Here is a 12,116-nt window from a genome sequence, read left to right as displayed (position 1 = left end):
AGGCATTGCAGACGCCCAACGCAGGACGCCATGACCCCGCGCTGTTCCATCGTGATCCCCTGCCGCAACGAGGCGGGCAACATCGCGCCCCTGCTGGACGGCGTCGGGGCGGCGCTGGAACCCCTGACCCCGTTCGAGGTGATCGTCGTGGACGACGCATCGTCGGACGAAACCGCGCGGATCGTGCTGGACATGGCTGCCGGTCGCCCGTGGCTGCGGCTGCTGTCGCACCCCCGGCCGGGCGGGCAGTCGGCGGCGATCCACAATGGCGTGCTGGCCGCCCGCGCGCCCCTGATCGCGACGCTGGACGGCGACGGCCAGAACCCGCCCGAAGAACTGCCGCGGCTGCTGGCGCCGTTGCTGGCGGCCCCGCAGGACGGCCAGCCCGAACTGGGGCTGGTCGCCGGGCAGCGGGTCGGGCGCAAGGATGCGGCGTCACGGCGGCTGGCATCGGGGCTGGCGAACCGGCTGCGCGCGCTGGTGCTGCGCGACGCGACCCGCGACACCGGCTGCGGCCTCAAGGCGTTCCGCCGCGACGCCTATCTGGCGCTGCCGTTCTTCAACCACCAGCACCGCTTCCTGCCGGCGCTGTTTGCGCGCGACGGCTGGCGGGTCGCGCTGATCGACGTGTCCCACCGGCCCCGGCTGGCGGGCCGGTCGAATTATTCCAACTGGCAGCGCGGTCTGGTCGGCGTGTCGGACCTGGCCGGGGTGGCCTGGCTGATGCGGCGGCGCAAGACCGTGCGCGCCACCGAGACGGCGCCGCGATGACCGGGGTGCTGCGGTTTTTCGATGTCCACACCACGGGCGAACTGCTGTGGGTTCTGTTCGGCTTTATGGCGCAGGGGCTGTTCATGATGCGGTTCCTGGTCCAGTGGATCGCGTCGGAACGGGCGAAACGGTCGGTCGTGCCGGTGGCGTTCTGGTATTTCTCGCTGGCGGGCGGGCTGACGCTGCTGGCCTATGCGATCCACCGGCGCGACCCGGTGTTCATGGTCGGGCAGGCGCTTGGCACGGTCATCTATCTTCGCAACCTGTGGCTGATCCATGCCGAACGCCACCGGGGCTGAGCGGCTGGCGCTGGCTGTCATCGTCGCGCTGACCGCGTGGCGGCTGGCGTGGCTGCCGGCGGCCGACCTCGAACTTTATGTCGACGAGGCGCAATACTGGCTGTGGGGGCGCGAGCTTGCCGCGGGCGCCTGGTCCAAGCCGCCGCTGGTCGGCTGGCTGATCCGCGCCGCGAACGGGATCGCGGGTTCCGACGCGCCGTGGGTCGCCCGCCTGCCGTGGCCGCTGGTGCATGGCGGCGCGGCGCTGGCGGTGTGGGCGCTGGGACGCGCGGTGGCGGGGCCCGCCGAGGGCGCGCTGGCGGGCGTCGTCTATGCAACCCTGCCCGCTGTCGCCGTCGGCAGCATCCTGATTTCCACCGACAGCCCGCAGATGCTGGCGCTGGCGCTGTTCCTGCTGGCGTGGGCGCGGGCGCGGGGCCGGTCCGGGGCGGCGCTGGCGGGCGCGGCGCTGGCGGCGGGGATGTGGTCGAAATACGCGATGCTGTTCGCGGTTCCGGGGCTGACGCTGGCGGCGCTGATCGACCCGCGGTGGCGGCGGCCGTGGGGGCATGCGGCCGTGGCGGCGGCGGTCGCGCTGGCGCTGTTTGCCCCCAACATCCTGTGGAACCTGGCCCACGATCTCGCCACCGTGCGCCACACCGCCGACAATGCCGACTGGCAGGGCGCGCCGGACGCGGGCCGCGTGGCGCTGTTTCTGGCCGCCCAGTTCGCCGTCGCCGGACCGCTGACCTTTGCCGCCCTGCTGGTCGCGCTGCTGGCGCGCCGCTGGCCGCCGGGGATGCGCGGGCTGGCCGCGATCACCGCCGCGCCGCTGGCGATCGTGGCGGCGCAGGCGCTGCAATCGGGGGCGAATGCGAACTGGGCGGTCGGGGCCTATGTGCCCGGCGCGGTGCTGATCGCGGCGGTGCTGGCCCCCCGGCCGCGACGGGCGGTGCTGGCGGTCGGGCTGAACGCCGCCGTGGCGCTGGCGCTGCCGGTGATCGGCACGCGCGCGCAGGAATGGCGGCGCGATGGCGCGCCGGTGCTGGCCCGCTATGTCGGTAACGCGGCCGCCGCCGACGCCATGCTGGCGCGCGCCCGGCAGGATGGCGCAAGGCTGATCGTCGCCAGCGACCGGGCGGTGCTGGCGCAGCTTTTCTGGCGCGCGCACACGACCGCAGCGCCCGTCACGATCCGGGCCGTGCCCGCGCCGGGCGGGCCGGTGCCCAGCCACTATGACCTGATCTATCCGCTGCGCGGCGACGCCGGCCCGGCCCTGTGGGCAGGCGAGACCGCGCAGCCGCCCGCCTGCGCGGGCGCGCCGCTCGACCTGCCCGCCGGCACCGGCGACCTGGGCGGCCGGGCGCTGGCCACCATGCTGCTTGCGCCCGACTGCCTCGACCGGCTGCGCCGCTGATCCCATCTTCTGGCCGAAAATATCCTCGGGGGAATCGTCGTTTACGACGATGGGGGCGGACAGCCCCCGCCGCTGCGGTCAAGAAAACGCCCCGGCCGCCATGACGGCCCGGGCGAGGGTTGGCCCGAACGTCGCGTCAGATGCGCTCGATCGCCAGCGCGATGCCCTGGCCGCCGCCGATGCACATCGTCACAAGCGCCTTTTTCCCGCCGGTGCGCTCCAGCTCATACATCGCCTTGACGGTGATGATGGCGCCGGTGGCGCCGACCGGGTGGCCCAGCGCGATGGCGCCGCCGTTCGGGTTCACCTTGGCGGCGTCCAGCTTCAGGCCCTTGTTCACGGCCAGCGCCTGCGCGGCGAACGCCTCGTTCGATTCGATGACGTCAAAGTCCTCGATCTTCAGCCCGGTCTTTTCCAGCAGGTTCTGCACCGCGGGGATCGGGCCGATGCCCATCACCTCGGGGCGGACGCCCGCGTGGGCGTAACCCAGGATGCGGAACTTGGGCGTCAGCCCGGCTTCGCGCGCGGCGCCTTCGCGCGCCAGCACCAGCGCGGCGGCACCGTCGTTGATGCCCGACGCGTTGCCGGCGGTGACGCTGCCTTCCTTCTTGAAGACGGCGCGCAGGCCCCCCAGCGCCTCGACCGAGGTCGCCTTGGGGTGTTCGTCGGTGTCAAAGGTGACGGTGCCCTTGCGGGTCTTGATCTCGACCGGGACGATCTGGTCCTTGAAATAGCCCTGCTCGATCGCGTTCGCGGCGCGCTTCTGGCTTTCCATCGCGAAGGCGTCCTGCTGTTCGCGCGTGACCTCGTGTTCGGATGCGACGTTCTCGGCGGTGACGCCCATGTGGCCGGTGCCCATCGGACAGGTCAGCGCGCCGGTCATCATGTCCACGATCTGCTGGTCGCCCATCTTGGACCCCGACCGCAGCGCGGGCACCAGATAGCCGCCCCGGCTCATCGATTCGGCGCCGCCGGCGATGGCGAAATCGGCGTCGCCCAGGCTCAGCGACTGCGCCGCCGACACGATGGCCTGCGCGCCCGACCCGCACAGGCGGTTCACGTTCATCGCGGGGGTGGTGTTCGGAATGCCCGCGTTCAGCATCGCCACCCGCGACAGATACTGGTCCTTGGGTTCGGTGTTGATCACATGGCCGAACACCACAGCCCCGATCTTGTCGGGCGAGACGCCCGCGCGTTCCATCGCCGCCTTGGTCACGGTGGTCGCCAGCTCGATCGGCGGCACGCCGGCCAGGCTGCCGCCGAATCCGCCGATGGCGGTGCGCGCGCCCGACAGGATGACGATATCGTTGTCTGCCATGTGAGAGTCCCCCAATGAATGATCCTTGGGCTGAACTTAGCGGCCACGGGCCGGCAGGCAAGGGGCCGCGGCCCGGGGCGCGTGTCGGCCAGCCGCGGGCCGGGTGCGGCAAACCGCCCTGTGGCGGGCCGCCGCCGCGTGGCGGATTCGTGATTTCCCCCACCCGCGTTTGCCCCTAGGATCGCCGCAAAAAGCAAAAGAACCGGGGGCGCAGTCTGGCATGAACACCTATCTCAAGCTGGCGATCGTGATGCTGGTCGCGTCCTGCGGCGGGGGCGGCGGCAATTTCAAGGCGCCGCGCCAGCTGGACAACGCCTGCGCCATCGTGGGCGAACGCCCGGCCTATCTGCGCGCGATGCGCGACAGCCAGCGGCGCTGGGGCGTGCCGGTGGCGGTGCAGATGGCCGCGATCCACCAGGAATCCAAGTTCATCGGCGACGCGCGGACCCCCCATCAATACGCGCTGGGGATCATCCCCATCGGGCGGCAAAGCTCGGCCTTCGGCTATTCGCAGGCGCTGGACGGCACGTGGGAGGAGTATCTGCGCGAGACCGGCAAACGCCGGGCGCGGCGCGACGACATCCGCGACGCCACCGATTTCATGGGCTGGTACATGAACGGCACCACGCGGCGGCTGGGCGTCGCGCCGCATGACGCGGCCTCGCAGTATCTGGCTTATCACGAGGGGCGCAGCGGCTTCGCCAGCGGCAGCCACCTGTCCAAGACATGGCTGCTGGGGGTCGCGGCGCAGGTGCAGTCGCGCGCCGGCATGTATGACGCGCAACTGCGGTCCTGCGGCCGCGCCTGACGCGGGCGCGGGGTCAGCCGGCGGCGGTCACTTCCGCCGCTCGGCCTCGGCGGTGATCGAGAAGCGCGACGGCGGGATCGACCCGCCCTTTTTCATCTGGCCCAGCACGACGGTCGTGCGCTTGCCCGCGTCGTCGGTCACGACCCACTGGCGCAGTTCCGTCGGGTTGGCGGTGAACACCATCTGGATGTTGCCGTATTCGGGATGCGCGGGGTCTTGCGCGGTGACGACGGTGGTGTTCTTGCGTTCCGTGTGCCCCGTCACCATGCGGGCGCGGCCCAGGTTGACGTTATCGTCCAGGATGATCGACAGCGGGGTTTTCGACAGCGGGTATTGCTGCGCGCCGGTGTTCGACTTCCTGTCGAAGACCGCGACCTGTCCGCCCGACGCCAGCACCAGCGTCTGGTCGCCCTTGTATTCGAACCGCACCCTGCCGGGGCGGTGGATATAGACGGTGCCGGGCGTCACCGACCCGTTCGGGTTCACCTGCGTAAAGTCGGCGACCACGGTTTTCAGGCTGTTGAGGTAACGCGAGATCTCGTTGAGGGGAATCTTCTCGGCCGCCGCCGGCAGGGCGAAGGCGAGTGCGAAGGCGGGCGCAAGCGCGAGAGAGCGAAGGTTCATGATCTGGATCATACCGCCTTTCCAAAGGGTTGCACGTCACGAAACCGGGACGGCACGGGCCTGAACGCTCGCGCTGCGGTGATCGTTCCGGGTTACAGCGGGCGCCCGGCCAGCAGCCGCGGCATGGGATCGATCGACAGCCCCGCCGCCTGCCGCATGAACGCGCGGCGCAGCGGGCCGGTCGCGGTGACCGCGCCCATGCCCAGCCCGCGGGCCGTCCGCAGGATCGGGTTGTCATTGGAAAACAGCTTGTTGACGCTGTCCATCCCCAGCCCCAGCGCGGTCGAGTCGAACCGCCGCCAGCCCTGGTATCGGGCCAGCACGTCGGGGGCGCCGATATCCTCGCCGCGCCGGGCGGCGTCGGCCAGCACCTCGGCCAGCGCCGCCACGTCGCGCAGGCCAAGGTTCAGCCCCTGCCCCGCGATGGGGTGGACGCCATGCGCCGCGTCGCCCACCAGCGCGATGCGCGGCGCGACATGGGCGTCGGCCAGGCTGAGGCTGAGCGGATAGGAAAACCGCGGCCCGGCCAGCCTGATCGCGCCGAGAAAATCGCCAAAGCGCGGGCGCAGCAGGTCCAGGAACGCCTGATCGTCCAGCGCGGCGATGGCGCGGGCGGCCGCGTCGGGCTCCGACCAGACGATCGAACTGCGGTTGCCGGGCAAGGGCAGGATCGCCAGCGGTCCGGTCGGCATGAAATACTGCCACGCGGTGCCGCCGTGGGGGCGGTCGTGATCGACCGCCGCGACCAGCGCGGTCTGGCCGTACCCCCAGCCGCGCCGGGGGATGCCCGCGCGCGCGGCGACCCCCGACCCGCGCCCGTCTGCGCCGACCAGCAGCCGCGCGGTCAGGGTGCGCCCGTCGGACAGGGTGGCCGCGACATGGCCCGGCCGCACCTCCTGCGCCACGACCTGCGTCGCGGGGACATGCGTCACGCGCCCCGCCATCGCCTTCATCAGCGCGGCATAAAGATAGCGGTCCTCGACCATGTGGCCGACGGCGCCCTCCTCGATCTCGGCGCTGTCGAAGGTCAGGCGGAACGCGCCGGCCCCCTCGCCGGGGTGGCCCTGCGCGGCCTCGACCCGCAGGATCGGCTGCGACCGGGGGGCAAGGTCCGCCCACAGCCCCAGCGCCGTCAGCAGGCGGCGCGAGGCCAGCGCCAGCGCATAGGCGCGGCCGTCGAAATCGTCGGCGGCGCGCGCGCGGGGGGCTTGCGCGTCGATGACGGCGACGGAAAACCCGGCCCCCGCCAGCGCCAGCGCCAGCGCGGGGCCGTTCAGCCCGCCGCCCGCGATCAGGATGTCATGGTCCGGTGTCATGACCCGCAGACTAGGGCGGCGCGGCGGCGGGGTCCATGCGGCATCGCCGCCCGCAAGGCCGTTGCCGTGGCCCGCGCCGGGCACTAGCCTGCGCCGACGGCAAGGGGGGCGCGCATGGACTGGCGGACAACATCGGCGACCGATCAGGGCCGGGCGATCCTCGCGGGGCTGGTCAGCCCAGTGGACCTCGCCGACGCCTATCTGGACGCCATCGAGCGCCACCCGGACGGCGCGCGCATCTATGCCCGCACCACCCCCGACCGCGCCCGCGCCGAGGCCATCGCCGCCCACGACCGCGCCCGCGCCGACCTGCGCCGCGGCCTGCTGGACGGCGTCGCGCTGAGCTGGAAGGACAATTTCGACAGCGCCGGGGTGGCGACCGAGGCCGGATCGCTGCTGCTGGAGGGGCGCACCCCGGACCATGACGCCGCCGTGCTGGCCGTAGCTACGACGCAGGGGGCGGTCTGCCTTGGCAAGACCCACATGACCGAGCTGGCGTTTTCGGGGCTGGGGCTGAACCCTCCGGTCGCCACCGTGCCGAACGCGCTGGACCCGGCGCTGGTCGCGGGGGGATCGTCCGGGGGCGCGGCGGTGTCGGTGGCGCTGGGGCTGGCGGCGGCGGCGATGGGGACGGACACCGGCGGGTCGATCCGGGTGCCGGCGGCGTGGAACGGGATCGTCGGCTTCAAGCCCACGCACGGGGCGGTGGACGCGACCGGCGTCGTGCCGCTGTGCCGGCGCTTTGACACCGCAGGCCCCCTGGCCCGCACGGTCGAGGATTGCGCCGAGATCTTCGCCCTTCTGCGGGGCGAGCCGGCGGTCGATCTGCGCGGCGCGGACCTGCGCGGCCTGCGCCTGATGGTGCTGGACGGCGCCCCCTTCGACAACGCGCGCGAGGCGCCGGTCGCCGCCTTCGAGGAGGCGGTCGCCACCCTGTCCGCCGCGGGCGCGCGTGTCAGCCACGCCGCCCCCGACTGCGTGGCGCAGGCGCTGGCGCTGTCGCCCACCCTGTTCGCCGCCGAGGCCTATGGCATCTGGCGCGACCAGATCGAGGACGCGCCCGAGCTGATGTTCCCGCCCATGCTGGAACGGTTCCGCGGGGGCATGGGCGTCAGCGCGCCCGACTATGTCGCCGGCTGGGAAACGCTGGCGCGGCTGCGCGCCGAATGGGCGGCGGCTGCGGCGGGGTTCGACGCGGTCATCCTGCCCACGGTCGCGATCCTGCCCCCCGACGCGGCGCGGCTGGAACGCGATGCGGCGTTCTTTGCGGCCGAGAACCTGCTGGCGCTGCGCAACACCCGCATCGGCAACCTGCTGGGCCTGCCCGCGATCACCCTGCCCACGGCGCGCCCGGCCTGCGGCATCATGCTGATGGGCGCGGCCCGGGCCGACCGGGCGCTGCTGCGGGTCGCGGCGGCGGCCGAAGGGGCGCTGCGGGGCTGACCGGGACGCCCGCATGGCCCGGCTTTGGCTGGACGCACAGCGGCTTTGCCGATAGTCTTGCGGCAAACGGGGCGATGCACGACCCCGTGAAGCGAGGCAGTCATGGCACCCCCCGAGCGGTTCTCGAACCTGCCGGCCTATGCGTTTCCGCGTCTGCGGCGGCTTTTGGCCGACGTGACGCCCGGTCCCGACCCGGTGGTGATGACCATCGGCGAGCCGCGCCATGCCATTCCCGACTTCGTCGCGCCGACGCTGGCCCGCACCGTGGACCAGCTGGCGAAATATCCGTCCAACGACGGCACGCCCGAACTGCTGGCGGCGATCTCGGGCTGGATCGGCACCCGCCACGGCATCGACGTCGCGCCCGACCGCATCACAGTCCTGAACGGCACGCGCGAGGGGCTGTTCAACGCGGCCTTGGCGCTGTGCCCCGAGGACAAGAACGGCGCCCGGCCCAACGTGCTGATCCCCAATCCGTTCTATCAGGTCTATGCCGTGGCCGCCGCCGCCGTCGGCGCGCAAGCGGTGTTCGTGCCCGCGACGACGGACACCGGCCACCTGCCGGATTTCGCGGCGCTGGACCCCGCCACGCTGGACGCCACGGCGATCTGTTACCTGTGTTCGCCCGCCAATCCGCAGGGCGCGGTTGCGGACCGCGACTATCTGGAAACGCTGGTCGCCCTGGCCGACCGGCATGATTTCCTGATCTTCGCCGACGAATGCTATTCGGAAATCTGGCGCGACACGCCGCCCCCCGGCACACTGGCCGTGGCGCAGGGGATGGGGCTGGCCGACCGGGTGGTGATGTTCAACTCGCTGTCCAAGCGGTCGAACCTGCCGGGGCTGCGGTCGGGCTTTGCCGCCGGGTCCGCGGACGCCATCGCGCGGTTCCGGGTGCTGCGGTCCTATGCCGGCGCGCCCGTGCCCCTGCCCCACCAGCGCGTCAGCGAGGTCGCCTGGGCGGACGAGGATCACGTCACCGAAAACCGGGCCCTGTATCAGCAGAAATACGCCATCGCCGACCGGGTGCTGGGCAATGTCCCCGGCTATCTGCCGCCGCAGGGCGGGTTCTTCCTGTGGCTGCCGGTCGCGGACGGAGAGGCGGCGGCGCGCCGCCTGTGGGCCGAGGCGGGCGTGCAGGTGCTGCCCGGCGCGTATCTGTCGCGCGACGTGGACGGGGCCAATCCGGGCAAGGGTTACATCCGCGTGGCGCTGGTCGGACCGGCGGCGGAAACCGAGGACGCGCTGATCCGCCTGCGCGACTGTCTGTTCCAAGAGGGAAGCTGAGGCATGGCAAGCTGGCAGGCGAAACACCGCGACCCGCTGTTCGATCAGTCGACGCAGGCGGCGCTGGAACGCCGCGGCAAGGAACTGGTCGGCGCGGGGCTGGTCGTCTTCGGCATCGTCGTGGCGATGATGCTGTTCAGCTATTCCCCCGACGACCCCGGCATCGGCACCGCCACCGACCAGCCGGCGCAGAACCTGCTGGGCCGGCTGGGCGCCTATGTCGCCTCGGCGCTGTTCATGATCACCGGCTATGGCAGCTGGATGCTGTCGGTCGCCGCGCTGGTCTGGGGGTTGCGGCTGATGCTGCACCGGGGCGAGGACCGGCTGATGCGCGGCGTCTTCACGCCGCTGGCGATGGTGCTGGTGTCGGTCTATGCGACCTCGATGGTGCCGCCGCCAGGCTGGACGCAAAGCTTTGGCCTGGGCGGGCACCTGGGCGACATGCTGATGGGGGCGATGCTGGGGCTGATGCCCCTGCCCGCCGCCGTCGCGCTGAAGATCCTGGCGCTGCTGACCGCCGCGGCATCGGTCGTGTTCGGCGGCTTTGTGCTGGGCGTGGACCGCGCCGAGGCGATGGGGATCGGGCGGTTCCTGGCGACGGGGCTGGCCACCGCCTATGACCTGGCGATGACGGCCGCGGGCCGGGGCGCCAGCGCATCGGTCGCCGCCGCGCGCGAATTGCGCCGCCGCGCCGAGGCCCGCCGCACGGGCGGCGGCGACGCCGCGCCCCAAAGCGTCGAGGCGCCCCCCGCCCGGCTGCTGGCACGCCTGCGCCGTCCGTCCCAGCCGGCGGTGCCGGAATCCGAACTGGTCGATCCCGAAACCCACTATGACGACAGCCCCGGCCCGGACGCCGACGCGATCCACACCCGCATCACCGACGCCATCCGCCACCGCGCCGAACAGCCCGCCGACGACCCTGCGGCGCGGTCGGTGCTGTCGGCCGTCACCGCCCGGCTGACCGGCCGCAACCCCGCCCCGCCGCCGCTGGAACCGACCGACACCAGCCGCGTGATGATGCCCCCGATGCGCAAGCCCGCGCCGTCGAAACAGGCCCGCGCCGAGGCGCAGCCCGGCCTGTCCTTCGACGCCGCCGCGCCCAGCGATTACGAACGGCCCCCGCTGTCGCTGCTGACCGCGCCCGGCACGGTCGAACGCCACGCCCTGTCCCCCGAGGCGCTGACCGAGAACGCCCGCATGCTCGAGGCGGTGCTGGACGATTACGGCGTCAAGGGCCAGATCACGGCCGTCCATCCCGGCCCGGTGGTCACGCTTTACGAACTGGAACCCGCGCCGGGGCTGAAGGCCAGCCGCGTCATCGGCCTGTCCGACGACATCGCGCGGTCGATGTCGGCCCTGTCCGCGCGGGTGTCCACCGTCCCCGGCCGCACCGTCATCGGCATCGAACTGCCCAACCAGCGCCGCGAAAAGGTGGTGCTGCGGGAAATCCTGTCGGCCCGCGCCTTCGGGGACTCGTCCATGCCGCTGCCGCTGGCGCTCGGCAAGGACATCGGCGGCGAGCCGGTGGTGGCCAACCTCGCCAAGATGCCGCATCTGCTGATCGCGGGGACCACGGGTTCGGGCAAGTCGGTGGCGATCAACACCATGATCCTGTCGCTTTTGTATAAACTGACGCCGCAGGAATGCCGGCTGATCATGATCGACCCCAAGATGCTGGAACTGTCCGTCTATGACGGCATCCCGCATCTGCTGTCCCCCGTCGTGACCGACCCGAAAAAGGCCGTCGTGGCCCTGAAATGGGTCGTGTCGGAAATGGAGGAACGTTACCGCAAGATGTCCAAGATGGGCGTGCGCAACATCGAGGGCTATAACGGCCGCGTCGCCGAGGCGCTGGCCAAGGGCGAGATGTTCCGCCGCACCATGCAGACCGGCTTTGACGAGGACACCGGCGAGCCGATCTTCGAGACCGAGGAGTTCCAGCCCGAGACCTTCCCCTATATCGTCGTCATCGTGGACGAGATGGCCGACCTGATGATGGTCGCCGGGAAAGAGATCGAGGCCTGCATCCAGCGTCTGGCCCAGATGGCCCGCGCATCGGGCATCCACATCGTCATGGCGACGCAGCGCCCGTCCGTCGATGTGATCACAGGCACGATCAAGGCGAACTTTCCGACGCGGATCAGCTTTCAGGTCACGTCCAAGATCGACAGCCGCACCATTCTGGGCGAACAGGGCGCCGAACAGCTGCTGGGCATGGGCGACATGCTCTATATGGCCGGCGGCAGCCGCATCACCCGCGTCCACGGGCCGTTCGTTTCCGACGAAGAGGTCGAGGAGGTCGTGAACCACCTGAAATCCTTCGGCCCGCCCAGCTATATGGCGGGCGTGGTGGAATCGCCGGACGACGAGCGCGACGCGGAAATCGACGCGATCCTGGCCAGCGACGGGTCGGACGACGCGCTGTATGACCAGGCGGTCGCCATCGTCGCCAAGGACCGCAAATGTTCGACCAGCTATATCCAGCGCAAGCTGGCCATCGGCTATAACAAGGCCGCCCGCCTGGTCGAGCAGATGGAAGAGCAGGGCGTCGTCAGCCCCGCCAACCACGTCGGCAAGCGCGAGGTGCTTGTCCCCGAGGTGTGACCGGCCCGGCGCGTGCCGGGTATCAGCCCGCGCTTTCCGTGTGTGAAAATCACGCACCCTGCCGGCCTGTCCCCGGCGGCACCGCCGTCGTGAGCGTGAGTTCTACGCACCGATATCCCGCCGCCCCCGCCGGCTGATTTATGTTGCCCCACGGCGGCTGGAACCCCCCCGCCCTTCCGCGTGTTCGCCACCTGCCACGGGACGGGCGGAGGACTGACCTTGCATCTGCGATCCAGCCGATCCGGCTCGC

Annotated in this window: 10 protein-coding genes; 7 read left to right on the top strand and 3 right to left on the bottom strand. The window is 71.5% G+C overall.

The annotated features are described in order from the left end of the window. The first annotated feature begins 30 nt into the window (after window positions 1-30). The 3 genes from EPA64_RS04245 to EPA64_RS04235 are packed head-to-tail and all read left to right on the top strand — an operon-like array spanning window position 31 to window position 2,466. Entirely contained in the window at window positions 31-771 is a 741-nt protein-coding gene (locus EPA64_RS04245) for a glycosyltransferase family 2 protein (RefSeq protein WP_134725005.1), read from the top strand. Beyond that, window positions 768-1,070, top strand: a complete 303-nt coding sequence (locus tag EPA64_RS04240; protein ID WP_134725004.1) for a lipid-A-disaccharide synthase N-terminal domain-containing protein — start codon at window positions 768-770, stop codon at window positions 1,068-1,070. The genes EPA64_RS04245 and EPA64_RS04240 overlap by 4 nt, the downstream gene beginning before the upstream one ends. After that, window positions 1,048-2,466: an ArnT family glycosyltransferase gene (locus tag EPA64_RS04235; protein WP_134725003.1), complete on the top strand. Its 1,419-nt coding sequence runs from the start codon at window positions 1,048-1,050 to the stop codon at window positions 2,464-2,466. Before EPA64_RS04240 ends, EPA64_RS04235 begins: the two co-directional genes overlap by 23 nt. Window positions 2,467-2,602: 136 nt before the next feature. On the opposite strand, the gene EPA64_RS04230 is transcribed toward EPA64_RS04235, so the two are convergent. Beyond that, complete coding sequence (locus EPA64_RS04230) at window positions 2,603-3,784, bottom strand: acetyl-CoA C-acyltransferase family protein (protein ID WP_134725002.1); 1,182 nt, start codon at window positions 3,782-3,784, stop codon at window positions 2,603-2,605. Window positions 3,785-4,004: 220 nt separating this feature from the next. On the opposite strand from EPA64_RS04230, the gene EPA64_RS04225 reads away from it, so the two are divergent. Continuing rightward, window positions 4,005-4,592, top strand: a complete 588-nt coding sequence (locus tag EPA64_RS04225) for a transglycosylase SLT domain-containing protein (protein ID WP_134725001.1) — start codon at window positions 4,005-4,007, stop codon at window positions 4,590-4,592. Window positions 4,593-4,619: 27 nt separating this feature from the next. Here the strand turns inward: EPA64_RS04225 and EPA64_RS04220 are convergent, their stop codons facing one another. Both EPA64_RS04220 and EPA64_RS04215 read right to left on the bottom strand, forming a co-directional pair. Beyond that, the gene (locus EPA64_RS04220) at window positions 4,620-5,216 is read right to left on the bottom strand and encodes a LolA family protein (RefSeq protein WP_134725132.1); all 597 of its coding nucleotides are present in this window, start codon (window positions 5,214-5,216) and stop codon (window positions 4,620-4,622) included. Window positions 5,217-5,308: 92 nt separating this feature from the next. Continuing rightward, window positions 5,309-6,532 (bottom strand): UbiH/UbiF/VisC/COQ6 family ubiquinone biosynthesis hydroxylase, encoded by a 1,224-nt coding sequence (locus tag EPA64_RS04215; protein ID WP_134725000.1) that lies wholly within the window; start codon window positions 6,530-6,532, stop codon window positions 5,309-5,311. 114 nt (window positions 6,533-6,646) lie between these two features. Here EPA64_RS04215 and EPA64_RS04210 point away from each other — a divergent pair, with 114 nt between their 5' ends. The 3 genes from EPA64_RS04210 to EPA64_RS04200 all read left to right on the top strand — a co-directional run bounded on the left by EPA64_RS04210 (window position 6,647) and on the right by EPA64_RS04200 (window position 11,866). Next, window positions 6,647-7,975, top strand: a complete 1,329-nt coding sequence (locus tag EPA64_RS04210; protein ID WP_134724999.1) for an amidase — start codon at window positions 6,647-6,649, stop codon at window positions 7,973-7,975. A gap of 102 nt (window positions 7,976-8,077) precedes the next feature. Then, window positions 8,078-9,262, top strand: coding sequence for an aminotransferase class I/II-fold pyridoxal phosphate-dependent enzyme (locus EPA64_RS04205; protein ID WP_134724998.1), 1,185 nt, complete (start codon window positions 8,078-8,080; stop codon window positions 9,260-9,262). Between the two features lie 3 nt (window positions 9,263-9,265). Then, entirely contained in the window at window positions 9,266-11,866 is a 2,601-nt protein-coding gene (locus EPA64_RS04200) for a DNA translocase FtsK (protein WP_134724997.1), read from the top strand. Window positions 11,867-12,116: the final 250 nt, after the last annotated feature.

This window comes from Paracoccus luteus, assembly GCF_004522155.1.
Classification (GTDB): domain Bacteria; phylum Pseudomonadota; class Alphaproteobacteria; order Rhodobacterales; family Rhodobacteraceae; genus Paracoccus; species Paracoccus luteus.
The sequence above is the reverse complement of the archived record's forward strand: the minus strand, read 5'-3'. Positions and strand labels throughout refer to the sequence as shown.